Source organism: Leisingera sp. (assembly GCF_034669605.1).
GTDB lineage: Bacteria > Pseudomonadota > Alphaproteobacteria > Rhodobacterales > Rhodobacteraceae > Leisingera.
This window is the reverse complement of sequence record NZ_JAXMOX010000048.1, coordinates 1-26,194: the sequence shown is the minus strand read 5'-3', so window position 1 is coordinate 26,194 and position 26,194 is coordinate 1. Positions and strand designations below refer to the sequence as shown.

Sequence of the window (26,194 nt, the reverse complement as noted above, 5' to 3'; positions counted from 1 at the left end):
ATTGTCGGCCAGGCCGGTGAGGCCGGATCGCTCAACTGCGGAAATGTGGACAAAAATGTCCTTGCCGCCATCATCGGGTGCAATAAAGCCGTAGCCTTTGGTGGTGTTGAACCATTTGACGGTGCCAGTCGCCATCGTCGTATTCTCCTAAGTCGTCTCAATTCTCTGCCCGCTTTATGCGGCAGAACGGCAACGGTCTGCCGAGGGTCATGACCGCGCCGGTAAGGCAACAATGATGATACTCGCGTTACGCTGCGATGACAGATTTGAGTAGGAATCACCCGTGGTGCAAGAAAAATACGGAGTGACGCGCGGTTTTCGGGCTGATTCCGGCGGGACCGTGCCTAAAGAACTGTCACAACCGTACCGAGCGGAACCCGCTGATACAGGTCCATGACATGCTCATTCATCATCCGGATGCAGCCGTTGGAGACCGAGTGTCCGATGGTCTGCGGCTGGTTGGTGCCGTGGATGCGGAAATAGGTATCGATGCCGTTCTGGAACAGATACAGCGCCCGCGCGCCGAGCGGATTTTCCGGACCTCCCGGCTGGATGTAGTCGTTGTCGACGAATTTGGCATAGGCCCGCGGATCACGTTCGATCATCTCGTCGGTCGGGCGCCAGGTGGGCCAGACCTTCTTGCGTTCGATCACCGCTTTGCCGGTGAACTCCAGACCGGCCTTGCCGACACCCACGCCATAGCGCATCGCCTGGCGCTTGCCGGTGACAAAATAAAGGTAGTAGGAGCGCGGCAGCACCAGAATCTGCCCCGGGGCAAAATCCTTGCGGATCCGGACCTCCTGCGGGGCGGGATCAAAAGGGGCTGGTTCTTTCTTGCGGGCAAGCGCGGGCAGCGGAAGCAGGCTTGCCGCGGCCGCTGCGGTGCCAGAGCTCAGAATTTTCCGGCGTGAAATCATGGGTAAATCTCCGGATGTCTGTTGTGTCTCCTTGCCATCTTCCGGCGCGGAATACGCTGGGTCAACGGGATTCCGCAGACGGGCCGGCAAGTGTTGCAAGCGTGGCAGCAGCCGGGGTGCAATCGGCAATCCAGCTAAAGTATCGCAATTTCCCGGCCAGCAGCCCCGGCCAAGGGTTCGGCGCATTGCGCCTTGCATGCCCTTGCAGGTGAAGCAGCGGCCTGACGCCCCCAATGCGGATTACAGGTTTGTGAAGCTCTGGCTGCGTCCCTTGCGGCTTGGCCGCCGTCGTCTATATCTGGGCAGGATTGAAGCAAAGGAGCCATCATGGGCGCCAAGACCCTGACCTGCCTGGCCTGTGCGCAGCTGAACCGGGTGCCTGAGGACAAGCTGGGCAAAGGCCCCAATTGCGGCAGCTGCGGCGCGGCACTGATGCCGGGCAAGCCGGTGGACGTGAATCCGGCCGTATTGCAGAAAGCGGCGCAAAATGACGATCTGCCGCTGGTGGTTGATTTCTGGGCGCCCTGGTGCGGGCCCTGCCGGACGATGGCACCGGAATTCGCCAAAGCCGCCAAGGCGCTTGGCGGCAAGGCGCGGCTGGTCAAGCTGAACACCCAGGATCATCAGTCCGCCGGCGCGCGCTACCGTATCCGCGGCATCCCGACCCTGGTTGTTTTTGAGCGCGGCAAGGAGAAAAAGCGCCAGGCCGGCGCGATGCGGCAAGGCCAGATCGTCAGCTGGCTGCGCGGTTAGGCGCGGTTGCCGCAGGCTTGCCCGAGGGCCGGCTGCGACTGCATCCAGCAACGCAGGGAAAGCCCCGCGATCATCAGAACGGTCGCGCCCAGACCGGCTGCCGGATACAGCATCAGGCTCTTCCACAGCGGCAGCGCGGCCGCGAAAAACCCATACGCCGTGGCGCACATCCCGGTGATCATACCTGCGAACAGTCCAGCCCAAACCATGGCAACTCCTCCTCCGGGAGCAACCTAGCCTGACCGCCCCCGTGTCTCTCAAGCCTATCTTGCGGACAATTTTGCTGAAAAAAGGTTCAAAAAGTGTCAATAGGCTGAGCGGCGCTGCGCGAAGGGAGGGGGCAGGATTACTTTGAGGTCAGCGCCACGCCGTCCTTGGCCTTTGGCATCTTGCCCTTGCCCTGTTGCAGCACATGGGTCAGCTCATGCGCCAGCAGGCCGGTATCCTTGGCGAATGCGGGCTTCATCACATAGATATTGTTGCCGACGGTAAAGGCCTTGGCTTTCAGCTCCTTGCAGACGTCCTTGGCATTGCCGCCGACATGCACCCGCACTTTGCCCAGATTGCCGCCGAAATGCGCCTCCAGCCCTTTACGCAGATCGCCGGGCAGTTTTTTCTCTGTGGTGCCTTCTGGTTCGGTCTTGAGCTTCTTGCGCTTGGCCTTCTTGCCCTTTGTTGCCTCGACCTGTGCCTTCACCTCTTCCGGTTTCAAAGCCATGCGGGGATCCTTTCCAATGCACAAACCAACAGTGGGCGCCAGGGCGCCCGCCGTGATGGTAGCGCAGAGTTGGGGAAAGGGCAAAATGGAGAGGGTCTATCCCTTTGGGACATGTCACGCAGAGGCCCGGCCCGCGCCTGACTTTCCCGTCATGCTGGAGGCATGCTTTCCGCATGACGAAGGCGCATTCGCGCCCTCCCAAGGTCAGGCCCGGGCCTTGTGTTGCCCAATTCTGCTCGTAACCGGGCTGAGTACTTTAAAAAGGGTTTGGTGAAAAATGCGAGCAGCAGGTTCCAGCAGCTTTTCAAACAGCTTTGCAGAATTCTTCTGGGTGGCTTTCAATGTACTCCACCATTTCGAGTACAAGACTTGGCACAAAGGCTTCTGCCTCCAGACGTTGCCCTGCCGGGGAACGCTCCATTGCTTCTTTCATTTGGGCCTTGGCGCTTCTCAAAGCTGAACGAAAAGCGCTATTCCGAGCGTCACCCGGCACGTCATTCAGGTGCCTTAGAATAGGGGTCAAATCATTAGCAACGCGTTCCACATCGTCGGCTAGTTTTGTTTGGCTGAGCTTCCTTAGGCAAGATGCAACGTCAGCTGACATGAAGCCCGCATTCCCTATGAACTGCAGGAAACCTCCGTTCAGGATTTGGGCGCGGAAGTACTCCAAGCAGAAGAAAGTCATCTGACCTTCGGTCAACAGCCCCTTGGAAACCAATTCCCTCAGCGTATCCAGTTTGAACGCTTCCAGCGCAGCCCAGATCTCCTCTGAGGCAAACTCGCCGAGCAGTCGGAAATAGTAGTCTTCGATCTTTAGGTCAGGGTCGGTTTCGGGAGACAGAAAATCTGTCTCCCGGATTGTTGGCTTTGGCAGGATCAGTTGATTTCCTGCCAAAAGTCGTTTCGGCCACGTCACCGCACAAACTTCTTGTGCTTCAACCGCTTGGGCTCCAGCGCGTCCGGTCCCAGACGGCGCTTCTTGTCCTCTTCGTAGTCCTCGAAGTTGCCCTCGAACCACTCCACATGGGCGTCGCCCTCGAACGCCAGGATGTGGGTGCAGATCCGGTCGAGGAAGAAACGGTCGTGCGAGATCACCACCGCGCAGCCGGCAAAATCGACCAGCGCGTCTTCCAGCGCCCGAAGGGTTTCCACGTCCAGGTCGTTGGTCGGTTCGTCAAGCAGCAGCACGTTGCCGCCTTCTTTAAGCAGCCGCGCCATATGCACCCGGTTGCGCTCACCGCCCGACAGCAGAGACAGTTTCTTTTGCTGGTCGCCGCCCTTGAAGTTGAACGAGGAGCAATAGGCGCGGGAATTGACCTGCGCGTCGCCCAGCTCGATGATCTCGGCGCCGCCGGAGATCGCTTCCCACACGGTGTCGCCATCGTTCAGGTCATCGCGCGACTGATCCACATAGGACAGTTTCACGGTATCGCCATAGGTGACAGTGCCGGCGTCGGGCTGCTCCTGGCCGGTCAGCATGCGGAACAGGGTGGATTTACCGGCGCCGTTGGGGCCGATCACACCGACAATGCCGCCGGGCGGCAGATCAAACGACAGGCCCTCGACCAGCTGCTTGTCGCCGTAATGCTTGGAGATGCCCTCGACGTCGATCACCTTGGATCCCAGACGCGGGCCGTTGGGGATGACGATCTGGGCGCGGGTCAGCTTTTCACGCTCGGACTGGCTGGCCAGATCGTTATAGGCGTTGATCCGGGCCTTGGACTTGGCCTGGCGCGCCTTGGCGCCCTGGCGCATCCATTCCAGCTCGCGCTCCAGCGTTTTCTGCTTGGATTTGTCTTCGCGGGCTTCCTGCTGCAGGCGCTTGGCCTTCTGCTCCAGCCAGGCGGAATAGTTGCCCTCGTAGGGAATGCCGCGGCCGCGGTCCAGCTCCAGGATCCAGCTGGTGATGTCATCCAGGAAATAGCGGTCGTGGGTGACGCAGAGGATGGTGCCCTTGTAGTCGATCAGGTGCTGCTGCAGCCAGGCGATGGTCTCGGCATCGAGGTGGTTGGTCGGCTCGTCAAGCAGCAGCATTTCCGGCGCTTCCAGCAGCAGCTTGCACAGCGCCACGCGGCGGCGCTCACCGCCCGACAGGTTGGCGATCTCGGCATCGTCCGGCGGGCAGCGCAGCGCCTCCATCGAGACGTCGATCTGGCTGTCCAGGTCCCACAGGTTCTCGGCGTCGATCTTGTCCTGCAGCTCGGCCATCTCCTCGGCGGTCTCGTCCGAGTAGTTCATCGCCAGTTCGTTGTAGCGGTCCAGGATGTCCTTCTTGGCCTTGACGCCCAGCATCACGTTTTCCCGCACGGTGAGGCTCTCGTCCAGCTTCGGCTCCTGCGGCAGGTAGCCGACCTTGGCACCCTCGGCGGCCCAGGCTTCGCCGGTGAAATCGGTATCGAGGCCGGCCATGATTTTCATCAGGGTGGATTTACCGGCGCCGTTGACGCCGACCACACCGATTTTCACACCGGGCAGGAAGGACAGGTGGATGTTTTCAAAACATTTCTTGCCACCGGGGTAGGTCTTGGAGACACCCTGCATGTGGTAGACGTACTGATAGGCGGCCATGTGACTGCTCCATGATGGGGGAATTCTAGCTGGCTGGTGTGATAACGGATGGGCGGCGGCGGGGCAATGAGGGATGCGGAGGGCAGGAACCGGCGTCCGAACCGTGCCTCTTGCCCGACTCACCCGTCCTGCCCCACACTGACGGGTACCGGAAACTTCGGGGCGCCCCGGCTTGCCGCTTGCTGCGCCCAGACCTGACAACGCCGCCCTTTCAGTGATCGCAAACACATCAGCGGCGTCCCAGACCTGCGCTGCAGCGGCCGGGGGCCCCTCCTAACACAGGAGGACCCTTTGATGATTGCCTCACGTCTGAAACATCATCTGGAGGCACAAGGCCTGCCATTCGGCACGGTCCGCCATCCCTATACTGCCACGTCCGCCGAATGCGCCGAAAGCGCCCATGTGCCGGGCGACCATCTGGCAAAATCAGTGCTCATCCACATGGAGGAAGGCCCGGTGCTTGCCGTGCTGCCCTCCAATCAGACCGTTGATCTGCACGCGCTGCAATCGATGATGGACCGCCGTCTCGGCCTGGCGCCGGAATATGAGCTGAACCAGGTCTTTGACGATTGCGATCCCGGTGCTGCCCCCTGCGTGGGCCAGGCCTATCATGTGCCGACGGTAATCGACGACAGCCTGAGCGGCCTGGACAAGGTCTGGTTCGAGGCCGGCGACCACAAGACATTGGTGGAAATGAAGGGCAATGATTTCGACACTTTGATGAAGGATGCCAAACACGGATCCTTCTGCATCATGCATTAGCCCCCCGTGCCAATGGCCTGCCGCCACCGCGTCACCGGGGCGGCGGCAGATGCGGGTCAGAAATCGAACAGATCTTCGAGAAAGTTCTTTTTCTTCTTATAGGGCTTTTTGCCATAGCGCGGATCGTAATCGCCGCCCCGGTCGTCATACCGCTGCGGCTGCTGCTGCGCTGCAGCCCGGACCGGCTGGGCGGAGCGTTCGATGATCTTGTCCAGCTCGCCCCGGTCCAGCCACACGCCGCGGCATTTCGGGCAATAATCAATCTCAACACCGGCGCGGTCGCTCATGACCAGCTGGGTTCCGTCAGTCGGGCACTGCATTTGCGTCTCCTTGCACAACTCATACGGCTCAGGTGGGCAGCGCCGCTGGCTTGCGCAAGGCAACAGCGCCGCAAATTCGGGTAATTTGCAGAATTCCGCCCATTCCCAAGGACCTGACCCATGGTAAGCTGCCTGCAAACCATGGAGGCGCACATGAGCAGCAAAACCATCCAGGCCGGTTTCCTGGCCCTGATCCTCGCCAGCACCCCCGCCTTTGGCGGCGAAGGCGGCGGCGGTGGCGGCAACCGGGACAGCGGTGCAAGCAGCGGCGGCGGCCAGCGCAGCGGGCTGAGCTCGCGGGCGACAAAGACCGTTGTCACCACCCTGACCCGCGGTTTTGACCGCTGCGGCACCTTGCCCAAGGCTTACAGGTTCGACTGCTTCCGGCACACTTACAAGCTGGCGGTGCAGCAGTTGGACGGCAATCATTCCTATGCCGAGGCAACCCAGGCGCTGGAACTGGTGCAGGACACCCTGACCCGGGGCGTTCAGAATAACCTGGACCCGGCCCAGAAACCCAAGCGCAAGGGGCTGAACCTCTACCGCGCGGTGAAACCCGCCGCGGTGCCGCAGATTCAACGGCAGACCGAACGGGCGATGAAACAGGCTGAAACCATCCTGCTGCGCTCTCCCGCGGACAAGCAGGTGCATTATGCCCGTATCGCCGAAGCGGTGAATTCCAACAAGGTGCTGCTGCGTTCAGCAATGCTGCCGGGGGCGGCGATCCGGCTGGCCTGGACGCTGCTCAAGGCGGCGGTCCCGGCCTGACCGGGGCGGTGTCAGCGCACCACATGCACCGCGCAAGCGGCGTGGCGCACCACATGGCCTGAGGTAGACCCCCAAAGCAGGTCCTGCATCGAAGGGCGGTGCGAGGCGAGGACGATCAGATCCGGCTGGTTCTGTTCGGCCCAGTCCAGAATGGTGCGCCCTGAATGCCCTTCGATCAGCATGCCTTGGGCATTGGGCAGCGTCTTTGCCAGCCCGTCCAGCTCGGCCTGCAGCGCGCTGCGGGTGCCTTCCATGAAATCTGCCGGGATATAAGAAATCGCATAAGCCGGAACCTGTTCGATCACATGCAGCAAGGTTACCTGGGCTCCGGGTGCGGACAGCAGCCGCGCCACTTTCAGCGGCCCGGTCACATCCCGCTCCGGATCAAATGAAATCGGCACCAGGATATTATGGTACATAGCAAACCTCCATCGGTTGATGTTCCTGTCAAGAATAGCCCTGATGGTGGCAGCCTGCCATGACCGGGGTCAAGGCAGGTGCCGTTCCGGGTGGAATTGGAAGGCGCTAGGTGCCGAACACCTCCGCCACGTCATACATCACCGGCTCGAAACTGCGGCACAGTTCATTGATCTTGCGGTTGCGCTCACGCATTTCAGGGCTGCGCAGCATTGCCATGAAATCCTCGCGGCGGCGCCATTGCGAGTAATTGGCGATACGGGTCTGCGCATCGTTCACATGCAGCCCGGCCGCAACAAAGCCGGGTTGTTTCGAGATGAACTCCGCATAGGCGTCCTGCAACGCCTCCAGCAGGTCCTGGCAGGTCCCGGGCGACATCTCAAATGTGGTGATAACGGTTTGGATATCAGCGGTTTTTGCTATTTTCGGCATTGGCCCCTCCGTTGACTTTCCCCAGCCTACGCCCGTTCGCGCATAAAGCGCACGACCTTTTTTCGGGCAGCAATCAGTACGTGTTCTGTTAAAATTTAATACAACCTTAACTATAAGTCGAAACCCTTGCCGAACTGTTCTGGGGGTTTTGGGATGAAACCTGTCTGTGCCGTCTGTCTTGCCCTGGCGCTGGCCCAACCAGCGGCTGGCGGCGCTTGGCTGGAGCCGCCGGGCAGGGGGTTTGCCTCTGCCAGCGCCACCTACCGGCAAACCGGCGGTGAGGCCGCGCAAGAGCTGAGCTTTTACGGGGCGATTGGCCTGACCTCCGAACTCTCCCTTGGCATTGACCTGAACCGGAATTCGGCTGGCTCCGGCCATGCCTTGATCTTCGCCCGCCTGCCGCTGCACACAGGATCCCGCTACCGGCTGGCGGCAGAGGCCGGGTTCGGCGGCAATCATTACCACGGGGGTTGGCAGATGATGCAAAAGACAACCCTGTCTTACGGGCGCAATTTCGAGACCGGCCAGAATACCGGCTGGCTGGCGGTGGATGCCGCCTATGAGCTGCGAAACCACGGTCTGGAGGCGACCTGGAAACTGGACGCCGCCATCGGCCTGAACCGACCCGGCAAGATGGCGCCGATGCTGCAGGTAGAGACGTCCAAGCCGGTGGGCGGCCGGTTTTCTTATGCGCTGACCCCGGCCCTGCGGGTTCCGCTGGACAGCAGCCGGGAGCTGATCCTGGGACTGGAATACCGCAACACAGGCCGTCGCAGCCTTGGTCTGGAGCTGGGGGTGTGGCAAAGATTTTGAAACCCTTCACTGATACCAGAGATGCAGATGCCCGATCCGGTCCGCGCCGCAGATGACGGCGCCCGCGCCTGGCCCGGAGCCTGATGGCAAGCGCCCGCTTGTTTCGCATCCGCGCCTCAGCCTGATGTGCCGGGCAGATTTCATCTTTGTGCGGTTTGCTGTGACGGGCGCGCATCTGAATGGCGGCTTTGGCAAGGCCTTCCGCCTTGCCGCCGCCGATCTGCATCCGCCCGGCAGCATTGGTTAGCTGTCCATCCGCATGATGACCTGAACCTCACCCTTGACCGCTTCGCCCCAGCGCAGCCGGATTTCGTCGTTGTCCGGCCCTTGCTGGGTCTCGATATACGGCACGATGTAGCGGGTGCTGTTGCCGCTGGTTTTCAGCGCGCCCAGCGGCACCACGCTGTCGGCATAGCGGGCAAATCCTTGGAACGGCAGCAGCCCTTCGGCCCGCACCGACCAGGAGGCTGAGGCCGAAGACTGATCATGCCGGACCCGCAGCGGGTTGGCGGTTTGGGCCGAGACGTTGTGGTACATGTTGCCGCTGAAATCCACATTCTTGGAGCGGCTGAAGTCCAGATCCGAGAAACTGGTATCCACCCGTTCCGCCCGGTCGATACTGCCATTGAGCGAGCGGAATTTATTGCCGGTGACAGAAAGCCCGTTCAGGAAATGGCCGCTGCCAAAAGGTTTGACCACGATGTAGCTGAACCAGGGGGCGACATCGCCGGACAGGAACACATTGCCGGTTACCGACAACGCGCTGAAGGAGAAACCGCCGGTGAAATCCGGCGTCGGGTCCCCCTCGTTGGTCCATTCGATGAAGCAATTGTCGATGTAGTTGTCGGACACGGTCGAGGTGCAATTGTTTGACGCCAGCACCAGCCCCGCGGTGCGCACGCCGCTGGCGATACTGTCGCCCTGAAAGAAGTGATTGCCGGTCACCGTGTTGCTGCCGCCCGCCAGCAGCGCGAAATGGCGGAACCTGGTGGCCCGGTTGCTGCGCAGTTTGGCGTCATTCGCGTTGACGTTCAAACCGATGCTGACCCGGTCTGGCACATCCTCGCCGTCCTCATTCGACAGGAACTGGCAATTGTCCACCAGAATCCCCTGGCAGCCGGTTCCGGTGGAGGTGATGCCGCGGTCCTTGGGCCGGGAGAAGAAACAGCTGTCAAACGCGTTCACCGACCCGGCCGGCGCCAGCCGCACTGCGCTGCAACGGCCATTGCACTGAAACTCGATGCCTTCCATGCCAAATTTGCTGAGCGCACTGAAACCGCTGAAATCCACCAGGTATTTGAAGTTCCTGAAAGTGAAGTTCTGGGTGCCATCGGCATCATAAAGCGCTGCGCTGAGGGTCAGCTCTCCGGCGCCGGTGTTCTTGGACTTCACATAAATTTCGCGGCCCACTCCGGCGCCTTCCACCAAAGAGCCAACAGCAATATTGGCGATATTGGCCACATTGGTCAGCTTTTTGGAGTCCGAAACGCTGTAGGTTGCTTGCGAGGTCACCACCTCTGTGTCCCAGGCCGCATTGCTGGCGGCCTCCAATTGGCCGTTGCGGATGACCCGGCGGGTTGCATAGGAGCTTTTGTTCGGCACCGCCGCCTGCATATCGATCGGTCCGGTGACAGTGATCTTACGGCCCTTCAGGTCGAGGGATTCATGGTCTGCGTTGTTGATCAGCGCCTGAAACGCCTTTTTGAACCCCAGCTCCTCAGAGCCGAACGCCGCCGCATATGCGGGAAAATCAAAGTTCTTTGTCAGCAACAGCATTTGGCTGCCGGGCATGGAAACGGTGCCTTCGAACACGGCCTCATGGTTCAGCGAAACGGTGCTGTCCAAGCGGAATTCCCCGGCGGGCACCAGGATGCGGCGCCCGCCCGCGGCTGCGTCAGCGGCCTCAAAGGCTGCGCTGCAGTCGGTGCTGCCATCGCCCACGGCACCATAGTCGGTCACATCCACGAGGCTGAGCATATCGCGCAGAAAGGCGCTGGTGATGTCGGTGATCTCGATATCATCAATCCGCACCACACCGCCATTGGCGCCGGTCAGGTCCAGCCCGAAATGACCGTAATCCGCGTCGCGTCCCCAGGGCATGTCCACCCCGCCGCGGCTGCCGCTGCCGACGATGCCGGTGACCTCCGCCACTGCGCCGTATGTTGTCAGCGCAACCTGCGGAGCGGTTTCATCGACGCCGCCGATATGGCTGCCGTTGCCCGCTGCCGCCCAGCCGGCGATCCGCACCGAGGGCAGTGCGCCGCTGACCGCCTTCACCCGTGCCTTGATCTGCAAATAGCAGCCCGGTTCCAGCGGTGTCTGCCCCATGAAGCGCAGTTTTTGCGTGTTGGCGGTCTTCTGCAGCTCCAGGCAGCCGCCAAAATCCGCATCCGCCGCCACAAAGACGGCATTGGCCGCGCCGTCATAGGTGTCTGAGCCGGGGGTGCCGTCGCCGCTGGACCAAACGTTCAGACCATTCGAAAATGCCGGCGGCATCAGCTGCAAACCTTCGGTGATTGCCTTGTTCATGAGAGTTCCTTTTCCTGCTGCGCATGTCGCGTTCGGGAAAAAGGATTTACAGATGCCGCGTTAATTTCCGCCCAGCGGTGCGTGCGCAGGTCAGGCGTCAGGCGCCCTCAGCCTGCCCATTTAGAAGTTGTACAGCATTGATTTTCCATTCACTTCCTGGCTTAACCATTTGGTAATCCAGCAGGTGCACGCGGCCCTTTGTGTCGGTGATCATCACCCGCTGCCAAAGGCTGCCCGCCATCTCGCGCAGCTGCAGATAGCGCACATCGGCAGGCCGCCAGACCATCGGGTAGCCCTGCCGCACCATTTCGCCAAACCGTTCTGGCGTGCCAAAGATCCGGCGGATTGCTGGGGAGGCATGCGCAAAGGCGGCGTTGAAATCGTCGTTCAGGAAAGCCGTGATCTGGGAACTGATCACCCCGGTGACCGGTTCCTTTTGCGCGATGGCCGGGACGGCCAGAAGAAAAACACTTACCCCCGCAAACAGAACACTGCGCATCTGCCCCTCCCGGTTCGCCCGACTCCAGTTAGAGCGAAGTGACGCCGCGTCAAAAAAATACCGGGGGAAGAATAGGCTGACGCGGACAGGCCGGGCAACGCCCGCCCGCGGGGGGCCTGTCTTTGGGCAGTACAGATACCGGAACAGAAAAGAGCGCGGAAATCCGCGCCCTTTATGCAGAGAAAACAGGGAAGGGCTTAAGCCAGCTCGCCCGCCAGTGCCTTTTCGATCAGTGCGATGGTGTCCTCGACGCCGTAAAGCGCGATGAAGCCGCCGAAACGGGGACCCTGGGAGGCACCCAGCAGCACTTCGTAAATGGCCGAGAACCAGGCGCGCAGAGGCTCGAACCCATGGATCTTGCCGATGGCAAAAACCACGGACTGCAGGAATTCCTCGTCCGTGAAATCGGCCTCGGGCAGGGGGTCGTCATTGCCTGCCAATTCGTTCTTTTTGGCAATCGCGGCCAGCGCGGTTGCCGGTGATTTCAGCGCATCGGCCAAATCGGTAAGTGCCGCGCGCTCCTGATCGGTGGGCAGGCGGAACACCTTGGACGGCTTTACGAAATCGTTGAAATAGGCCACGGCAAAACCTGCCGCCTGATCCATTGCCGGGTTGCTCTCGGGGGTGGCGCCGGGGGCGTATTTGTTGATGAAGCCCCACAGGGTCGCCTTGTCCTCGGCGCTGGAGGCGCTTGCGAGGTTCAGCAGCATCGAGAACGGCACCACCATATCAGACTGCGGAACATCGCCGCCGTGGATGTGCCAGACCGGGTTGTTCAGCTGTGACTTCAGGTCCTGGCCATGATAGGCGCGCAGCTGCTGGTGGTATTCGTCCACCGCCTTGGGGATCACATCGAAATGCATCCGCTTGGCGGTTTTGGGCTTCTGGTACATGAAATAGGCCAGGCTCTCGGTCGAGGCGTAGGTCAGCCATTCGTCGATAGAGATACCATTGCCAGAGGTTTTCGAGATCTTCTGGCCGTTGGCGTCCAGGAACAGCTCATAGGTGAAATGCTCCGGCGCGCGGTGACCCAGCACCCGGCAGATGCCGTCATAGATCGGCGTGTTGGTGGAATGGTCCTTGCCGTACATCTCGAAATCGACCTGCAGCGCCGCCCAGCGGGCACCGAAATCCGGTTTCCACTGCAGTTTGACATTGCCGCCGGTGACCGGCAGGGTCCATTCCTTGCCGTCCTCGTCGTCAAAGGTGATGGTGTAGGTCTCGGCGCAGACCTTCTTCATCGGCACATAGAGGACGCGGCCGGTTTCCGGGTGGATCGGCAGGAAGATCGAATAGGTCTGGCGGCGCTCCTCGCGCAGGGACTTCAGCATGATCGCCATCACGTCGTCATACTTGTCGACGGCGCGTTTCAGCACCTCGTCGAACTGGCCGGAGCGGTAAAACTCCTGCGCCGAAATGAACTCATACTCGAACCCGAAGGTATCGAGGAAGCGGCGCAGCATGGCGTTGTTGTGGTGGCCAAAGCTTTCGTGCGTGCCAAAGGGATCCGGCACCGAGGTCAAAGGCTTTTGCAGATGCTCGTGCAGGCCCTCGGGATTGGGCACATTGCCCGGCACCTTGCGCATGCCGTCCAGATCGTCCGAGAAGCAGATCAGTTTGGTCGGGATGTCCGAGATGGTCTCGAATGCCTTCTTGATCATAGTGGTGCGGGCCACTTCGCCGAAGGTGCCGATGTGCGGCAGGCCTGACGGGCCATAGCCGGTCTCAAAAAGAACATAGCCCTTTTCCGGCGCGCCCTTGGCATAACGTTTGAGAACCCGGCGGGCCTCTTCAAACGGCCAGGCTTTGCTCTTCAGAGCTTCTTCGCGCACATCAGACATTGTGTTCTCCATCGGCGGCGTCATTTCCGGTTTTCCAGTGGCCGCAAGATCAGTGCGGATGCCCCATGCATCCAGCCCTTTCCTCTATTGTGCTGACGCAGCATGAGTCAATAATCACTGGCCCTCCGGATCGGTCTTTTGCCGCGGCAAAAGGGATAAAAACACCGCGCAGGCACAGCCTGTTGTTGAACCTCACCGCCGGGGTACCTATCCTGATTGGGTCATATTGCGCAAAGAAGGATTTCGTCCATGAGTGAGCAAACCCCGCACCCGATGTCCCCGCAGGACTGTCTGGTGGCGCTGATGGTGGCGGTTTCGGCCTCGGACGAGAACATCCGCACCGCCGAGCTGGTGAAAATCCAGTCGGCCGTGAACATGCTGCCGGTGTTTGCCGAATACGACATGGACCGCGTGGCGCGGGTGTCGCGGACCGTGTTCGACCTGTTCGAGCAGGAGGACGGGCTGGAAGCGCTGTTCGGTCTGATCCGCGACGACCTGCCGGAGCGGCTGTTCGAGACTGCCTATGCATTGGCCTGCGACGTGGCGGCTGCGGACGGGATCCTGGGCGAGACCGAATTAGAGTTCCTGGCCGAGGTCCGCTATGAGCTGAACATCGACCGGCTGCATGCGGCTGCGATCGAGCGCGGCGCGCGGGCGCGGCACATGGTCTGAGCAATCTAAGGGGGGCGTTGTCGCCGGCCTTGCGGCTTCCCGGCCCTCTGGCCGGTCCAGCAGCCAAGCGCGAGCGGGACCGGTTGCATAGGGTTCGGCGATATCAGCCCTTCCGTCTGGCTGCTGCGATCACGGTGCCGAGGCTTTGCTTTTGCTGCCCGTCCGGACCGAAATTCGCGGGCTCCAGCCAGAATTGATAGGCTGCTTCAAGCGACCGCCACTCGCGATCCAGAAGCGAATACCATGCGGTGTCGCGATTGCGGCCCTTATAGACAATGGCCTGCCGGAACAGCCCTTCATAGGTAAAGCCGAAACGTTCGGCCGCGCGGCAGGAGGGCGCGTTCAGGGCGTCGCATTTCCATTCATAGCGGCGGTAGCCCAGGTCATTGAACACCCGCGCCATCATCAGATACATCGCTTCGGTTGCGGCCCGCGTCCGTTGCAGCGCCGGGGCAAAGGTGATGCCGCCGACCTCGATCACGCCATGGGCAGGCTGAATGCGCAGGAAGCTTGCGATGCCTTCAGCCTTGCCGCTGTCCCGGTTGATGACCGCGAAGTAGGGCTGTGCATCAACACTGCTGGCCGCCTGCACCCAGGCGTCCAGGGCTGCCGGCGTCTCAAAGGGGCCATAGGGCACATAGGTCCAGATCGCACCGGTGCTGTCCTGCCGGTACGCTTCGAACAAATCCATGCTGTGGCGATCGGCATTCAGCGGCTCAACCTGGCAATAGCGCCCGCTCATTCCTGTATGGCCGGGATGCGGCGCACCGGCCCAGCCGGGCAGCGGCGCGCCAATCGGCTGGCCATGCTCATTTGTCAGGTCGGTCATGACAGCATCCTTTCCAAAGCAAAGCCCTGCCGCGGCTTGCCTGACCAGATCTGCCAGCTTTCCGGTTTGCGGGAAACGTCCAGAACCCGGCAAAAAGCCCAGACCAATCCAGTCTTGCCCGCCTGCCGGGTGTCAGCTGCCGTAGACGGCCCCCCAGCGCTCGATCAGCTGCTGCTGCAACCGCTTGGCGCGCCGGTTCCAGTCGCGCGCGCCCTTCGGGCGTTCGCGCTGCGAACGGGGAATGCGGCCGCGCGTTTTCTGGTCGGCGGTGAAAATGGCAAAGGCCAGTTCGGTCCCGTTTGCCGCGGTCAGGAAGCCGCCAAGGCCGGAGACAAAATTCAGGGTGCCGGTCTTGGCTGCAACCTTAATCGGGTGCCCCTTGACGATACCGCCTTTGGAATCCAGCAGCGGAAAGCGTTTCAACAGCGGCTTGAGGCGGCCCGTCTTGTGGGCCGCGACCAGCGCACGGGTCAGATCGCCCGGGGTCATCCGCGAATCCCCGCCAAGGCCGGAATGATCCACCAGCCTGGTGCCGGTCAGGCCATATTCGGCAGCGGCCCAGCGGCTCATCCCGCTTGCGGAGGCCTGGAGGGAGGCAGGCCGCCCGCTGCGCGCCGCAGAGGCCGACATGCCGATCATCTCAGCCATCAGATTGTTGGAGTATTTCAGCATCGCCTTGAGCATCACATCCATCGGCGGGCTGAGGTGCCGGGCCAGCAGCTGTGCCTGCGGCAGAGATCCGGCCTGCTGTGCCTTTTCCAGCTTGATCCCGTTGGCCCGCGCCAGGGTGCGGAACACATCGCCGGCATAAGCCGCAGGGTTGCGCACCGGCAGCCAGCGGGATCCGCCCTTGCCCAATGCCTTGCTGGCGACGGTCCAATGATCGACACCTGCCTTTTCGGCATAGGTATAGACCGGCCCCGCACGCGAGGCGATTTTCATCTGCGCATTGACCACTTCGGGGCGGTATTTCGCGGTCCTTGCATCCATTGTGATTGCCCAGCCGCCGCCGGGCGCAGGCTTCCATTCGAAATGCACCCGGTTGAAATTCAGCGCGATGCCGGACACGGCAGGGGAATAGCCGAGGTGATCGGGCTGTTCCGGGTCGATTGTTGCTACCCCTGGCAGGCTGTTGTCCCAAACCAGGAATTTACCCCGCACTTCGCGCACGCCTGCGTTTTTCAGTGCCGTGGCGAGCTGCGCCAAGTGATCGGTGCTGAGCACCGGATCACCGCCGCCCGCGAGGATCAGATCGCCCTTGACCACGCCGCCTGATACGCCGCCGGTCGCCAGGATGCGGGTTTCGAACCGGTGGTCCGGCCCCAGCACATCCAGCGCGTAGAGGGCGGTCAGCGCCTTGGCCACACTGGCAGGCGGCAGCGCCTGGGCGCTGCCCGCGCTTTCCAGCACCTCACCGGTCTTTACGTCGGCGACAGCGCAGACCGCCTGGCCGCTCAGCCTGGCCCGCTCCAGCAGCGCCTTGAGTCCGTCGGCACCGGCCGCCAGGGAGCTGACCTTGCGGGCCACAGGCCGCAGCGAAACGGCCGGCGCATTGGCCAGCGCAGAAGAGCCAGCCAAAGCGGCAAGCCCGGAAAGGAGGAATGTCCGGCGTGAAGTCATCTTGTTCATTTTTAGGGTCAGGACCTGTTCTTCTTCAACCCCGGTTTCCCGGCAATCCGCCGTAAGGTCCGGGCTTTTGCCTCATGGAAAGTCCTGCTACCGCTGGCAGCCATGTTGCAGCCAGTCATCCTCATGTTCGTCGCCATGTCAATGATCCCCGCGGGCGATCTGTGCGGGAAGCTGCTGACGGGCGGCGGGCTGGCCACACCGGCGTTTGTCGCATGGTCGCGGTTTGCCATTGGCACCGCGCTGATCCTGCCGTTTGTGCCGCGCCGGGCTTATGCGCTGCTTGGGGATTGGCGGCTGTGGCTGCGGGCCGGGCTGCTGACGGGGGGAATCTTTTCGATCCAGCTGGCGCTGGCGACGGAACCGCTGGCGAATGTCTTTGCCGCCTTCTTTATCGGCCCGGTGGTGAGCTATGTGCTGTCCGTCCTGTTGCTGCGGGAACAGGCGACGCTGCTGCGCAGCCTGCTGATGGCATTGGGGTTTGCGGGCGTGCTGATGGTGGTTCGGCCCGGGTTCGGCGGGTCCGTCAATCTGCTGTGGGCAGTGCTGGCGGGCTGTTTCTATGGCAGTTTCCTGACCAGCTCGCGCTGGCTGGCGCATGTGGGCTCCCCGCTGGAACTGAGCCTTACGCAGCTTCTGCTTTCAGCCATTCTGATGCTGCCCTTGGGTCTTAGCAGCCTGCCGGAGTTTTCAGCCGCCACCGCCGCGCTGACCGTGGGCAGTGCTGCGTTTTCGATGACCGGCAACCTTTTGCTGCTGGTTGTCTATGGCCGGGTGCAGGCGGTGAAACTGGCGCCGATGGTGTATTTTCAGCTGGCGGCTGCCGTGGGTCTCGGCTGGGCGGTGTTCAGCCAGCTGCCCGATGGCTGGACCTGGGCCGGATTGGCGGTGGTGCTGTCTGCCGGGTTGGCCTCAGCCGTGCTCCGCCGCTGACCATTCGCCGCGGGCGCGGATTTCGGTCGAGCTTACATCCACCATCGGCACGTTGACAAAGCACCAGGCGGGGGCTGCGGCCCGTGCCAGCAAGTGGCTTTGGCTGCCTTTCAGCAGTGCGTGGCGGTAGATCCGGGCGGCGGGCGAAAACCGGGCCGAGATCCGGTCGTTGGGCCGTGCCAGCACCCCCACCGGCACCGTGTTCAGGATCTGCTGCCAGTCTTTCCAGCGGTGGAAATGGGTCAGGTTGTCCGCCCCCATCAGCCAGACGAAACGCACGCCCGGGTGGCGGCGGCGCAGGTGGCGCAGAGTCTGGGCGGTGTAGCGGGTGCCAAGATCCGCCTCGATGCCGCTGATGTGGATGCGCGGGTGCTGGATCAGGCCTTGCGACGCTGCAATCCGCCGCTGCAGGGCCGCCGGCTGACGCGCTTTCAGCGGATTGCCCGGAGACACCAGCCAGAACAGGTGGTCAAGTCCGAACCGTTTCAGCGCCGCATGGGAAATCGCCATATGGCCGCGGTGCGGCGGGTCAAAGGACCCTCCCAGCAGCCCGACGCTTTGGCCCGGGCGGATATGCGGCAGCTTGCAAACCATGGCCGCCTTGATGCGCATAGTTTCCCCGGGAGATCAATCGGCTGCGGTGCGGAGAAGGCTGCGGCACATGCCTGACCTGCCTGTCGGGTTTCCCAGCGAATTCCCTTCAGCGCTATTTGCAATAACATCGTTATCCGGTGCCGCTGACGACGGGCTCTGTGTCGTTTGATCAAATATTGCGGGAATGAGCTGCAGCCGCTAAGCATGAACCGGAACACACAGGCGCCAACAGAGAGGACTGCCCATGACCCCGCTAGCCGGCCTTAAGGTGATTGAACTTGCCCGTATCCTGGCAGGGCCCTGGATTGGCCAGTCGCTGGCGGATCTGGGCGCCGAGGTGGTAAAGGTGGAAAGCCCGGACGGCGACGATACCCGCAAGTGGGGGCCTCCGTTTATTGAGCGCGAGGGCGACAAGACTGCTGCCTATTACTATTCCGCCAACCGGGGCAAGGACTGTGTGACTGCCGATTTCCGCACCGAGGAAGGCAAGCAGTTGGTGATCGAGCTGATCCGGGATGCCGACATTCTGATCGAGAACTTCAAGGTCGGCGGGTTGCAGAAATACGGGCTGGATTACGACAGCCTGGCGCAGATCAACCCGCGGCTGATCTATTGCTCGGTCACCGGCTTTGGCCAGGACGGGCCCTATGCCAAGCGGCCGGGTTATGACTTCCTGCTGCAGGGGATGTCAGGGCTGATGTCGATCACCGGCGCGCAGGACGGCCAGCCGCAGAAGGTGGGGGTGGCGATCACAGACATTGTTACCGGGCTTTACGGAACCATCGGCATTCTTGCAGCGGTGGAGCAGCGCCACACTACGGGGCGCGGACAGCATCTGGACATGTCGCTGATGGACTGCGCGACGGCCGTGCTGGCGAACCAGGCGATGAACTATCTGGCGACTGGCGACAGTCCTGTGCGGCTGGGCAATGACCATCCGAATATCGCGCCTTATCAGGTGATGGCGGTGAAGGACGGGCATGTGATCCTGGCGGTGGGCAATGACGGGCAGTTCCAGCGGTTGTGCGATGTGCTGGGGCTGGCGGAGGCCAAGGCGGATGCGCGGTTCCAGACCAACCAGTCGCGGGTCGCCAGCCGCAAGGCGCTGACGGCGGTTCTGGAGGACGTGCTGGCGGCGTGGACGCAATCGGATCTGCTGGCAGCGCTGGAGGCGGCAACAGTGCCCGCCGGGCCGATCAACACCATCGGTCAGGCCTTTGAAGATCCGCAAATCCAGCACCGCGGGATGCAGATCGCGCCAGAAGGCGTGCCGGGGGTGCGGGGGCCGTGGAAATTCTCGGATGCGGAACTTGCGCTGGAAAAATCGGCGCCGAAGCCCCCAGCCCCCAGCCCGCAGCCCGGTAGCGCGGCGGACCCGGTGCGATCAGTCCTGAAGGCCTGAACTCAGGCTCAACGGCGGTTGTTCTCCCAGCAGGCGCCGTACCTTCGGGTCAATGCGGGGACTGGCCTCGGCGTAGGCGCCGGTTGCGGCGAGCGCCTCGCGGGCCGCCGTTCGTTCGCCGATCCGCACCCAGACGGTGTTTGTGGCAAAGGGTGCCTGGCCGGGGCCTGCGGAAATTCCCAGGGTCAGCCCCTGCAAGTAGGAGACCTGCTGCGGATGGGCGGGCATCAGCACTGTTTCCGACAGGTAGCCGCCGCCGCGGCGGGGCGTTTCATACATGCAGATCCGGTTGTTGCGGAGGGTGGCCATGCCGGCATAGCGGCTGCGCTGGCGAATGCTGCCGTCGCGGGCAATGGCGCGCTCAAACGTGTGAGTGACGGCGCAGCCGTCCTGCGGGCGCAGCCAGATCAGCGTGCGCACGATCCGGCCGGGCCAGGTCGGGGTGCGGAAATAGCCGTGGTAGAAACCCATGAAACGGCGCAGGCGCCGGGCCTGATCGCGGAACAGGCTGCCGAATTGCAAAGCCGGGGCCGAGACCGCGGTGGCTGCGCCCCTTTGCTGCCGAAAGTCCTGATGGGGGGTAAACAACGCCTCCTCCTCCAGCCCGAAATAGCGCGCGATGCGGTGCAGATTGAAGGCTGAAGGCAGGCCGTGGCCGTTGAGATAGCGGTTGAACTGCTGCCGGTTCATGCCGATCTCGCGGCAGACTTGGGCGATGCTGCCAGTGCCGGCGCACAGCCTTCGCAAGTTGCGGGAAAAATCTTCTGACATCGGTGCGGACTTTCACGGATTGGCGGTCTGACTGCGTACAACTGCTTACATCTGCGTACAAGTGCTCACTTTTCATATGATGCCAGTTTGGCAAGAGTGCCGCCAAAGGGCACCGCCCGGAACATAAGACAAGGAAGACCAAATGCCCGGCGCATTCAGAATCATTGAGAACACCTGGATCCCCCTGCCGGACGGGCGCAAGCTGTCGGCGCGGATGTGGATGCCCGGCGGCGAGGGACCGTTTCCGGCAATCCTGGAATATTTGCCCTACCGCAAGCGCGATGGCACCGCGCCGCGTGATGAGACCACCCATTCTGTATTTTCTGCCGAAGGATATGCCTGCATCCGGGTGGACATTGCCGGCACTGGTGACAGCGAGGGGGCGTTCGACGACGAATATTCCGAGCAGGAACTGAGCGATGGCGAGGCGGTGCTGGCCTGGATTGCGGCGCAGAGCTGGTGCGACGGCAAAATCGGCATGATCGGCATCAGCTGGGGCGGCTTCAACGGGCTGCAGCTGGCGTTCCGCCGTCCGGAGGCATTGAAAGCGGTGGTTTCCGTGGCCTCGACCGTGGACCGCTATGCCGATGACATCCACTACATGGGCGGCTGCCTGCTGAGCGACAACGCCAATTGGGGCAGCCAGATGTTTGCTTATCAGTCGCGCCCGGCGGACCCGGAACACCGGCCGGACTGGCGTGAGGACTGGATCAAGCGGATCGAGGAGATGCCCTTTATGGCCGCTGATTGGCTGCGGCAGCAGACACGGGGGGATTTCTGGAAACACGGCTCGATTTGCGAGGACTGGTCAGCAATTCAGGCGCCGGTGCTGGCGATCACCGGCTGGGCGGATGCCTATGTGAACGCGCCGCCTGCACTGGCCGCGAACCTGAGTGCTCCAGCCAAGGCGATGATCGGCCCGTGGGAGCACCGCTATGCCCATATTGCCAAGCTGGACCCGGCGGATTTCCATGGCGAGGTGCTGGCCTGGTTCGGCAAGTGGCTGAAGGGGGCGGAGACTGGCGCCGGGGATCTGCCGGATTACCGCGTCTACATGCAGGAGCATTTCAACCCGACGATGCAGAACAAGCCGCGCCAGGGCCGCTGGGTGGCAGAAACCGCATGGCCCTCGCCCAATGTGCAGGAGCGGGTGATGCATCTAGGGGCGGGTGTGCTGGCGGATGCGGCGGCGAGCGGCACGCTGGCCGTCAGCAGCCCGGCGACGGTGGGTCAGGCCGGGGGATATTTCTGCCCGGGCATGCGGTTTGACAATGAGCTGGCGGGCGATCAGGCAGGCGACGATGCGTTCTCGGCCTGTTTCGATACCGCGCCGCTGGCCGCGCCGCTGGAGTTGCTGGGCCGCCCGCGGGTGAGGGTGGCGTTCAGCGTCGATAAGCCGGTGGCGCAGCTGGTTGCGCGGCTTTGCGACGTGTCGCCGGAAGGTGTCTCGCAGCGGATTACCTTCCGGCCGCTGAACCTGACTTGCCGCGACGGGTTCGAGGCGCCTCGGAAGCTGGTTCCGGGGCAACGCTATGAAGCGGAGATCGAGCTTAATGAATGCGCGCACCATCTGAGGGCGGGCCACGTGCTTCGTTTGGCGCTGTCGACGTCTTACTGGCCGGTTGTCTGGCCCGCGCCCGAGGCGGCGGAGGTGACACTGCATCTGGAAGACAGTGCGCTGGTGCTGCCGGTGCGGCGGGTTTCGCAAGAGATCGACCCGCAGGCCCCCGGCGCGCCGCGCGACTATCCGGTGCTGCAGGCGGAGCAGCTGCGGGAACCAGGCGGCACCTCCAGCACCTGGACGCGGGAAGATGGTGCGCTGGTGCTGGATACGTTCGACGATTACGGCAAGGCGGTGGATCCCTATCACGGGATGTGTGCCGGCAGCCATGTCGCCATGCATTACGAAGTTCATCCGGATGATCCGGCCACGGCCGCCTTTGCCAGCGACTGGAGTTTCGAGTTCGAACGCGGTGGATGGCAGGTTGCGATCGATACCGAAAACAAGGTGACCTGCGACCGGGAGAATTTCTATCTTTGGCGCCGGGTGACGGCCTTTGAGGGGGCCGGAAAGGACGTGGTCCTGACCAAGGAGTGGCAGGAGGTGATTCCACGCGGTGTCTTGTAAACCGGGGCGGGACGCGGGCGGATTTTCGGCAATTCGCCCGCATTTGTCTTGGATTTGACATAGTGCGTTACCGAAAGCACACAGGCCCTTAACCATTTCATTGCAGGTTGGGCCCTCAGCGGGCTGCCGTTGCCTTGACCGTGCCGGATCGGCCAATGTCCTGGTTAACGAGCGGTTAGCAAACACTATTGGGGGCGAAAAAGTGCAGCTTTCCGTTGTTGTGCCCTGCTACAATGAAGAAGAGTCGGTCCCCATGCTGGTGGAACGGCTGGTGCAGGCCATCGAACCATGGGCGCAGGACTCCGAGATCATCCTGGCGGATGACGGCTCCAGCGACGAAACCTGGGCGGCGATCAAGGCGGCCCACGCCAAATACCCCGTGGTGCGGGGCATCCGCCTGTCGGCGAACCGCGGCCATCAGGTGGCGCTGACCGCGGGGCTGGAGGCTGCGCGGGGCGCGCGTATCTTCATGCTGGATGCCGACCTGCAGGACCCGCCGGAAATCCTGCCCGATATGATGATGATGATGGACCGCGGCTATGACGTGGTTTACGGGCGCCGGGCCGAACGGCAGGGCGAAACCCTGTTCAAGAAGGCCACCGCCTATCTGTTCTACCGCTTTTTGAACACGCTGTCGGATGTGGATATCCCCAAGGACACCGGCGACTTCCGCCTGGTCAGCCGCCGTGCGCTGCAGGCGGTGCTGGCGATGCCCGAGCGCGCGCGGTTCATCCGCGGCATGTTCGCCTGGGCAGGGTACAAGCAGATCGGACTGGAATACGTGCGCGATGCGCGGGTTGCGGGCGTCACCAAATACCCGTTCCGCGCCATGCTGCGCTTTGCCACTGATGCGCTGACCGGGTTTTCCACCAAGCCGCTGAAAATGGCCACGCGGCTGGCCTTCCTGAGTCTCTATGTGACCTTCCTGATGGCGGTCTATGTATTCCTGTCGCTGATCCTCTACAACACCGCGCCCGGCTGGGCGTCGATGCTGCTGGCGATTTCCTTCTTCTCGGGCATCCAGCTGCTGACGCTGGGGATCATGGGGGAATACATCGGCAGGCTTTATATGGAGAGCAAGCAGCGGCCGATGTACTTCCTGTCGGAGGAGACCGGCGCTGCTGCGGCGGCTGATCCGGTGAACATCGAAACTGCCCCCCGGCACAAGGAAGCGTCGTAAGTTGGCTGTTTTCGGGAGCGATGGCGGTCAGGTTCTGCGGTTCTCGGTTGTGGGCGCGGCGGTCGCCGGGCTTTATGTGCTGGGTTATACCGGGCTGCTGGCAGCGGGGCTGGCGCAAGCCTGCGCCAATGCGCTCGCTTTTGCGGCTGCTGTGGCGGTTCAATACGTGCTGCAAACGGCATGGACCTTCCGCCGCCCGTTGGGCCTGCCGGAACAGATGGCGCGCTTTGCCTGCACCATTGCTGCGGGATTCGCCGTCTCGATGGTGATCACCGGCGTGATCGGCCCGGCGCTGGGCTGGGGGGATTGGCTGTCCGCCGCTGCCGTCACGGTGATCCTGCCGGTTCAGAATTTCATCATCTTCCGCCTCTGGGTGTACGCCGCGGCTGGCTGACTATCGATCGGAGCAATCATGTCTCATCTCTATTCCAACGAGTTTTATGACTATATCGACCAAGGTGCGCGGACTTCGGCGCAGGCAATGATTTCAGTGGTGCAGCCGCATCTGCAAGCGGGCAGCGTGCTGGACCTGGGCAGCGGCCGCGGCGTTTGGCTAAGTGAATGGATCAAGGCCGGGGTTCAGGACGTGGCGGGGGTTGATGGTGACTATGTTGATCGCGACCGGTTGGCGATCCCGAGCGAGCAGTTTCATGCTGCAGATCTGACCCGCCCCTTTGATCTGGGCCGAAAGTTCGATCTGGCGCAAAGCCTTGAAGTCGGGGAGCACCTGCCCGAGGCGGCCTCGGAGAAATTGGTGGACAGCCTGACTCGTCATGCCGACCGGGTGCTGTTCTCGGCTGCCGTTCCGGGGCAAGGGGGTGAATACCATGTCAACGAAAAGCCGCTGTCCTTCTGGCAAGAGTTGTTTGCGGCGCGCGGCTTTGCTGCCTTTGATTTTGCCCGCCCCCATCTGAAGGACATGGACGGTATTGAGCCCTGGTACCGCTACAACACCGTGCTTTATGCCAATGAAGCCGGGCGCCATGGCCTGCCGGAGGCAGTGCTGGACGCCGAAATTCCGGCAGGTCAGAAAGTGCCGCTGGCGGGAAGCCTTGGCTGGCGGATGCGGCGCGGGATTGTTTCGCTGATGCCGCAGCCGATGGTGACCAGGATCGCGCAGGGCCGGGCAGCTATTTTGGCCCGCCGCGCCCGGCGCTTGCAAAAGGTTTCGGGATGACCTTTGCCTCTGCCATCAGCACCGTATCACAGTGGCGCAGCCTGCCGCAGCTTGCGATCACGGTGGCAGCAATCTTCGCCATTCTGCTGCTGAGCGCGTTGTTTCAGCTGCCGGACCCGATGATCCGGCATGACGATTACCCGGCGCTGCTGGCAGATCCTGAGCTGTTTTATTCCAAAACCCTGACCGAAGGGCGCTGGGTGAATTACCTGTGGCACCTGCGCGGCGTGGTGACGCCGGCCTGGCTGAACTTCCTAGTCTATCAGTTGCTGTGGGCCATCTACCTGGGAAGCCTGGTTCACAATGCCTTTGACCGCGAGGCAGAGGTCTGGCAGCAGGTGATGGTGGCATTGATTGCCGGTCTCAGCCTGCCTTGGGTTCTGATTTCAATGTGGTTCAACACATTGATCCCGGGGCTGGCCATTCTGGCGCTCTATGGATGGCTTGCTACCCGGTTGAGCGAGCGGGCGTGCCGCTGGCTAATGCTGGTCTTTGTGCCGGCGGCGCTGATGTCTTATACGACTTATCCATTTCTGATCCTTGCGATGAGCCTGACCCGCGCTGATACCGCACGTTCCGCCAAGGATCTGGCGGGCTTGCTGGTGCTGTTCATTGCCAGCTTTGCCCTGGGGATGCTGGCGATATATTCGCTGAACTATGCCGAGCACGGGGTGTTCGGCGTGCCGATGGCAGACTGGCGCAACCCCAGCCCGGCAACGGATCTGGCCTCGGTGTTGAGCAATTCCAAACTGGCGGCGGATTTCCTGGGGAAGCTGGTGCTGAAGGGCGGCGGTTACAGCATCACCTGGCTGGCGCTTCTGCAGGCGGCGCTGCTTGGCTGTGCAGTATGGGCCGTGCTGCGCCGGGACAGATGGCGGGCGCTGTACATGCTGTCCGGGGCTGGGCTGGGGCTGTTGCTGCTTTGCCTGCAGGTCCTGCGCAGCGGTATTGACATGCCGGTGCGGTCCGGCGGATTTCTGTGGGCGTTCGGCGCAGTCTTTGTCGGGTTGTTCGCCCTTCAGCTGTGTGATGGCGGGCGGGCCCGGCTGAGCCGCAATCTGCTGTTCTCCGCCACGGCCCTGTATGTGATCTTTGCCGGGCTGACGCACTATTTCTCTACTGAATGGAACCGCTTGAGCCGGCATATGGCGGCAGAGCTGGCTGGCCGGGAGGGGCCGGTTTATGTCACCGGCACTTACCTCTCGCTGGAAGCGGCCAGCAAGTCGGACCTGCAAGCGGAACGGTCCGTCGAATTCCGGCTGAATTATCTGACAGGGCGGGACATCGTGATCTGCGAAAGGCGGCCTGAAGCCTGTGCTGGACTGCCGGAGGAGTTGCGCGGCGGGCTGCTGGAGGGCCGGGGTTATGAGGTGCGCCATATTGAAGGCGGATCGGTTCTGATGCTGTCGCCCGAGGCGCTGCGGGAGGGTAAGCTGGAGGCCGCCCGGAAAAACCGCCAGGCTGACGGCTAACGCCGGGCATTGGCCCGGCGGTATGATACGGCGGTTCGGAGCTGTCTTAGAAGTCGAGGCCCAGATCCAGGGT

Annotated in this window: 29 protein-coding genes; 13 read left to right on the top strand and 16 right to left on the bottom strand. The window is 62.2% G+C overall.

Annotated elements, in window-relative coordinates; all coding sequences use genetic code 11:
- A partial coding sequence (locus tag VOI29_RS08320) for a cold-shock protein (protein ID WP_323777785.1) occupies nt 1-135 on the bottom strand: 135 nt, incomplete at its 3' end.
- A gap of 209 nt (nt 136-344) precedes the next feature.
- Nucleotides 345-917 (bottom strand): L,D-transpeptidase, encoded by a 573-nt coding sequence (locus tag VOI29_RS08315; RefSeq protein WP_323777782.1) that lies wholly within the window; start codon nt 915-917, stop codon nt 345-347.
- Between the two features lie 327 nt (nt 918-1,244).
- Here VOI29_RS08315 and trxC point away from each other — a divergent pair, with 327 nt between their 5' ends.
- Nucleotides 1,245-1,670: a thioredoxin TrxC gene (trxC, locus tag VOI29_RS08310; protein ID WP_323777780.1), complete on the top strand. Its 426-nt coding sequence runs from the start codon at nt 1,245-1,247 to the stop codon at nt 1,668-1,670.
- Here the strand turns inward: trxC and VOI29_RS08305 are convergent.
- The 4 genes from VOI29_RS08305 to ettA form a co-directional block, all read right to left on the bottom strand.
- Nucleotides 1,667-1,852, bottom strand: a complete 186-nt coding sequence (locus VOI29_RS08305; protein ID WP_323777778.1) for a hypothetical protein — start codon at nt 1,850-1,852, stop codon at nt 1,667-1,669. The two genes, trxC and VOI29_RS08305, sit on opposite strands and share 4 nt — an antisense overlap.
- 164 nt (nt 1,853-2,016) lie before the next feature.
- Nucleotides 2,017-2,388, bottom strand: coding sequence for a DUF4157 domain-containing protein (locus VOI29_RS08300; RefSeq protein WP_323777777.1), 372 nt, complete (start codon nt 2,386-2,388; stop codon nt 2,017-2,019).
- Nucleotides 2,389-2,692: 304 nt separating this feature from the next.
- The gene (locus VOI29_RS08295; RefSeq protein WP_323777775.1) at nt 2,693-3,304 is read right to left on the bottom strand and encodes a DMP19 family protein; all 612 of its coding nucleotides are present in this window, start codon (nt 3,302-3,304) and stop codon (nt 2,693-2,695) included.
- Nucleotides 3,301-4,956 carry an energy-dependent translational throttle protein EttA gene (gene ettA / locus VOI29_RS08290; protein ID WP_323777773.1) on the bottom strand — a complete coding sequence of 552 codons (1,656 nt, stop codon included), beginning with the start codon at nt 4,954-4,956 and terminating at the stop codon, nt 3,301-3,303. Before ettA ends, VOI29_RS08295 begins: the two co-directional genes overlap by 4 nt.
- A gap of 294 nt (nt 4,957-5,250) precedes the next feature.
- Between ettA and VOI29_RS08285 the strand changes: the two genes are divergently transcribed.
- On the top strand, nt 5,251-5,718 hold the full coding sequence (locus tag VOI29_RS08285) for a YbaK/EbsC family protein (RefSeq protein WP_323777771.1): 468 nt from the start codon (nt 5,251-5,253) through the stop codon (nt 5,716-5,718).
- A gap of 56 nt (nt 5,719-5,774) precedes the next feature.
- On the opposite strand, the gene VOI29_RS08280 is transcribed toward VOI29_RS08285, so the two are convergent.
- Nucleotides 5,775-6,038 carry a zf-TFIIB domain-containing protein gene (locus VOI29_RS08280; RefSeq protein ID WP_323777769.1) on the bottom strand — a complete coding sequence of 88 codons (264 nt, stop codon included), beginning with the start codon at nt 6,036-6,038 and terminating at the stop codon, nt 5,775-5,777.
- 153 nt (nt 6,039-6,191) lie between these two features.
- Here VOI29_RS08280 and VOI29_RS08275 point away from each other — a divergent pair, with 153 nt between their 5' ends.
- A complete protein-coding gene (locus tag VOI29_RS08275) occupies nt 6,192-6,806 on the top strand; it encodes a hypothetical protein (RefSeq protein WP_323777767.1) in 615 nt (204 codons plus the stop codon).
- Nucleotides 6,807-6,817: 11 nt separating this feature from the next.
- Here the strand turns inward: VOI29_RS08275 and VOI29_RS08270 are convergent, their stop codons facing one another.
- Nucleotides 6,818-7,225: a universal stress protein gene (locus VOI29_RS08270; protein WP_323777765.1), complete on the bottom strand. Its 408-nt coding sequence runs from the start codon at nt 7,223-7,225 to the stop codon at nt 6,818-6,820.
- Nucleotides 7,226-7,331: 106 nt separating this feature from the next.
- Nucleotides 7,332-7,655 (bottom strand): antibiotic biosynthesis monooxygenase family protein, encoded by a 324-nt coding sequence (locus tag VOI29_RS08265; RefSeq protein ID WP_323777763.1) that lies wholly within the window; start codon nt 7,653-7,655, stop codon nt 7,332-7,334.
- A 153-nt stretch (nt 7,656-7,808) separates the two neighbouring features.
- On the opposite strand from VOI29_RS08265, the gene VOI29_RS08260 reads away from it, so the two are divergent.
- Both VOI29_RS08260 and VOI29_RS08255 read left to right on the top strand, forming a co-directional pair.
- The gene (locus tag VOI29_RS08260; RefSeq protein ID WP_323777762.1) at nt 7,809-8,468 is read left to right on the top strand and encodes a hypothetical protein; all 660 of its coding nucleotides are present in this window, start codon (nt 7,809-7,811) and stop codon (nt 8,466-8,468) included.
- Between the two features lie 52 nt (nt 8,469-8,520).
- Nucleotides 8,521-8,715: a hypothetical protein gene (locus VOI29_RS08255; protein WP_323777760.1), complete on the top strand. Its 195-nt coding sequence runs from the start codon at nt 8,521-8,523 to the stop codon at nt 8,713-8,715.
- On the opposite strand, the gene VOI29_RS08250 is transcribed toward VOI29_RS08255, so the two are convergent.
- The 3 genes from VOI29_RS08250 to VOI29_RS08240 all read right to left on the bottom strand — a co-directional run bounded on the left by VOI29_RS08250 (nt 8,712) and on the right by VOI29_RS08240 (nt 13,337).
- A complete protein-coding gene (locus VOI29_RS08250; RefSeq protein ID WP_323777758.1) occupies nt 8,712-10,997 on the bottom strand; it encodes a glycosyl hydrolase family 28-related protein in 2,286 nt (761 codons plus the stop codon). The two genes, VOI29_RS08255 and VOI29_RS08250, sit on opposite strands and share 4 nt — an antisense overlap.
- Before the next feature lie 97 nt (nt 10,998-11,094).
- Nucleotides 11,095-11,496, bottom strand: coding sequence for a DUF4864 domain-containing protein (locus VOI29_RS08245; protein ID WP_323777756.1), 402 nt, complete (start codon nt 11,494-11,496; stop codon nt 11,095-11,097).
- Between the two features lie 197 nt (nt 11,497-11,693).
- Nucleotides 11,694-13,337, bottom strand: coding sequence for a lysine--tRNA ligase (locus tag VOI29_RS08240; RefSeq protein WP_323777754.1), 1,644 nt, complete (start codon nt 13,335-13,337; stop codon nt 11,694-11,696).
- Nucleotides 13,338-13,586: 249 nt separating this feature from the next.
- Between VOI29_RS08240 and VOI29_RS08235 the strand changes: the two genes are divergently transcribed.
- Entirely contained in the window at nt 13,587-14,009 is a 423-nt protein-coding gene (locus VOI29_RS08235) for a tellurite resistance TerB family protein (protein ID WP_323777752.1), read from the top strand.
- Nucleotides 14,010-14,112: 103 nt separating this feature from the next.
- Here VOI29_RS08235 and VOI29_RS08230 read toward each other — a convergent pair whose 3' ends face one another.
- Entirely contained in the window at nt 14,113-14,838 is a 726-nt protein-coding gene (locus VOI29_RS08230; protein ID WP_323777750.1) for a GNAT family protein, read from the bottom strand.
- Nucleotides 14,839-14,970: 132 nt separating this feature from the next.
- The gene (gene dacB / locus VOI29_RS08225) at nt 14,971-16,458 is read right to left on the bottom strand and encodes a D-alanyl-D-alanine carboxypeptidase/D-alanyl-D-alanine-endopeptidase (protein WP_323777783.1); all 1,488 of its coding nucleotides are present in this window, start codon (nt 16,456-16,458) and stop codon (nt 14,971-14,973) included.
- Between the two features lie 111 nt (nt 16,459-16,569).
- Here dacB and VOI29_RS08220 point away from each other — a divergent pair, with 111 nt between their 5' ends.
- Nucleotides 16,570-17,397 (top strand): DMT family transporter, encoded by an 828-nt coding sequence (locus tag VOI29_RS08220; protein WP_323777748.1) that lies wholly within the window; start codon nt 16,570-16,572, stop codon nt 17,395-17,397.
- Here VOI29_RS08220 and VOI29_RS08215 read toward each other — a convergent pair.
- A complete protein-coding gene (locus tag VOI29_RS08215) occupies nt 17,377-18,009 on the bottom strand; it encodes a nicotinate-nucleotide adenylyltransferase (RefSeq protein ID WP_323777746.1) in 633 nt (210 codons plus the stop codon). The genes VOI29_RS08220 and VOI29_RS08215 overlap by 21 nt on opposite strands.
- Before the next feature lie 226 nt (nt 18,010-18,235).
- Here VOI29_RS08215 and VOI29_RS08210 point away from each other — a divergent pair, with 226 nt between their 5' ends.
- Nucleotides 18,236-19,393 carry a CaiB/BaiF CoA-transferase family protein gene (locus tag VOI29_RS08210; RefSeq protein ID WP_323777744.1) on the top strand — a complete coding sequence of 386 codons (1,158 nt, stop codon included), beginning with the start codon at nt 18,236-18,238 and terminating at the stop codon, nt 19,391-19,393.
- Here VOI29_RS08210 and VOI29_RS08205 read toward each other — a convergent pair.
- A complete protein-coding gene (locus VOI29_RS08205; protein WP_323777742.1) occupies nt 19,376-20,164 on the bottom strand; it encodes a helix-turn-helix transcriptional regulator in 789 nt (262 codons plus the stop codon). The genes VOI29_RS08210 and VOI29_RS08205 overlap by 18 nt on opposite strands.
- 142 nt (nt 20,165-20,306) lie before the next feature.
- On the opposite strand from VOI29_RS08205, the gene VOI29_RS08200 reads away from it, so the two are divergent.
- The 5 genes from VOI29_RS08200 to VOI29_RS08180 all read left to right on the top strand — a co-directional run bounded on the left by VOI29_RS08200 (nt 20,307) and on the right by VOI29_RS08180 (nt 26,121).
- The gene (locus VOI29_RS08200) at nt 20,307-22,292 is read left to right on the top strand and encodes a CocE/NonD family hydrolase (protein ID WP_323777740.1); all 1,986 of its coding nucleotides are present in this window, start codon (nt 20,307-20,309) and stop codon (nt 22,290-22,292) included.
- A gap of 202 nt (nt 22,293-22,494) precedes the next feature.
- Complete coding sequence (locus VOI29_RS08195; protein WP_323777738.1) at nt 22,495-23,472, top strand: glycosyltransferase family 2 protein; 978 nt, start codon at nt 22,495-22,497, stop codon at nt 23,470-23,472.
- 1 nt (nt 23,473) lies between these two features.
- Entirely contained in the window at nt 23,474-23,866 is a 393-nt protein-coding gene (locus tag VOI29_RS08190) for a GtrA family protein (RefSeq protein WP_323777736.1), read from the top strand.
- A gap of 18 nt (nt 23,867-23,884) precedes the next feature.
- Entirely contained in the window at nt 23,885-24,649 is a 765-nt protein-coding gene (locus VOI29_RS08185; RefSeq protein ID WP_323777733.1) for a class I SAM-dependent methyltransferase, read from the top strand.
- Nucleotides 24,646-26,121, top strand: coding sequence for a hypothetical protein (locus tag VOI29_RS08180; RefSeq protein WP_323777732.1), 1,476 nt, complete (start codon nt 24,646-24,648; stop codon nt 26,119-26,121). Before VOI29_RS08185 ends, VOI29_RS08180 begins: the two co-directional genes overlap by 4 nt.
- The last annotated feature ends 73 nt before the right edge of the window (nt 26,122-26,194 follow it).

Coding starts and splice junctions, on each gene's coding strand:
- VOI29_RS08315 (WP_323777782.1), bottom strand. CDS start 917: ATGATTTCACGCCGGAAAATTCTGAGCTCTGGCACCGCAGCGGCCGCG.
- trxC (WP_323777780.1), top strand. CDS start 1,245: ATGGGCGCCAAGACCCTGACCTGCCTGGCCTGTGCGCAGCTGAACCGG.
- VOI29_RS08305 (WP_323777778.1), bottom strand. CDS start 1,852: ATGATCACCGGGATGTGCGCCACGGCGTATGGGTTTTTCGCGGCCGCG.
- VOI29_RS08300 (WP_323777777.1), bottom strand. CDS start 2,388: ATGGCTTTGAAACCGGAAGAGGTGAAGGCACAGGTCGAGGCAACAAAG.
- ettA (WP_323777773.1), bottom strand. CDS start 4,956: ATGGCCGCCTATCAGTACGTCTACCACATGCAGGGTGTCTCCAAGACC.
- VOI29_RS08285 (WP_323777771.1), top strand. CDS start 5,251: ATGATTGCCTCACGTCTGAAACATCATCTGGAGGCACAAGGCCTGCCA.
- VOI29_RS08280 (WP_323777769.1), bottom strand. CDS start 6,038: ATGCAGTGCCCGACTGACGGAACCCAGCTGGTCATGAGCGACCGCGCC.
- VOI29_RS08275 (WP_323777767.1), top strand. CDS start 6,192: ATGAGCAGCAAAACCATCCAGGCCGGTTTCCTGGCCCTGATCCTCGCC.
- VOI29_RS08270 (WP_323777765.1), bottom strand. CDS start 7,225: ATGTACCATAATATCCTGGTGCCGATTTCATTTGATCCGGAGCGGGAT.
- VOI29_RS08265 (WP_323777763.1), bottom strand. CDS start 7,655: ATGCCGAAAATAGCAAAAACCGCTGATATCCAAACCGTTATCACCACA.
- VOI29_RS08260 (WP_323777762.1), top strand. CDS start 7,809: ATGAAACCTGTCTGTGCCGTCTGTCTTGCCCTGGCGCTGGCCCAACCA.
- VOI29_RS08255 (WP_323777760.1), top strand. CDS start 8,521: ATGACGGCGCCCGCGCCTGGCCCGGAGCCTGATGGCAAGCGCCCGCTT.
- VOI29_RS08250 (WP_323777758.1), bottom strand. CDS start 10,997: ATGAACAAGGCAATCACCGAAGGTTTGCAGCTGATGCCGCCGGCATTT.
- VOI29_RS08245 (WP_323777756.1), bottom strand. CDS start 11,496: ATGCGCAGTGTTCTGTTTGCGGGGGTAAGTGTTTTTCTTCTGGCCGTC.
- VOI29_RS08240 (WP_323777754.1), bottom strand. CDS start 13,337: ATGTCTGATGTGCGCGAAGAAGCTCTGAAGAGCAAAGCCTGGCCGTTT.
- VOI29_RS08235 (WP_323777752.1), top strand. CDS start 13,587: ATGAGTGAGCAAACCCCGCACCCGATGTCCCCGCAGGACTGTCTGGTG.
- VOI29_RS08230 (WP_323777750.1), bottom strand. CDS start 14,838: ATGACCGACCTGACAAATGAGCATGGCCAGCCGATTGGCGCGCCGCTG.
- dacB (WP_323777783.1), bottom strand. CDS start 16,458: ATGACTTCACGCCGGACATTCCTCCTTTCCGGGCTTGCCGCTTTGGCT.
- VOI29_RS08220 (WP_323777748.1), top strand. CDS start 16,570: ATGTTGCAGCCAGTCATCCTCATGTTCGTCGCCATGTCAATGATCCCC.
- VOI29_RS08215 (WP_323777746.1), bottom strand. CDS start 18,009: ATGCGCATCAAGGCGGCCATGGTTTGCAAGCTGCCGCATATCCGCCCG.
- VOI29_RS08210 (WP_323777744.1), top strand. CDS start 18,236: ATGACCCCGCTAGCCGGCCTTAAGGTGATTGAACTTGCCCGTATCCTG.
- VOI29_RS08205 (WP_323777742.1), bottom strand. CDS start 20,164: ATGTCAGAAGATTTTTCCCGCAACTTGCGAAGGCTGTGCGCCGGCACT.
- VOI29_RS08200 (WP_323777740.1), top strand. CDS start 20,307: ATGCCCGGCGCATTCAGAATCATTGAGAACACCTGGATCCCCCTGCCG.
- VOI29_RS08185 (WP_323777733.1), top strand. CDS start 23,885: ATGTCTCATCTCTATTCCAACGAGTTTTATGACTATATCGACCAAGGT.
- VOI29_RS08180 (WP_323777732.1), top strand. CDS start 24,646: ATGACCTTTGCCTCTGCCATCAGCACCGTATCACAGTGGCGCAGCCTG.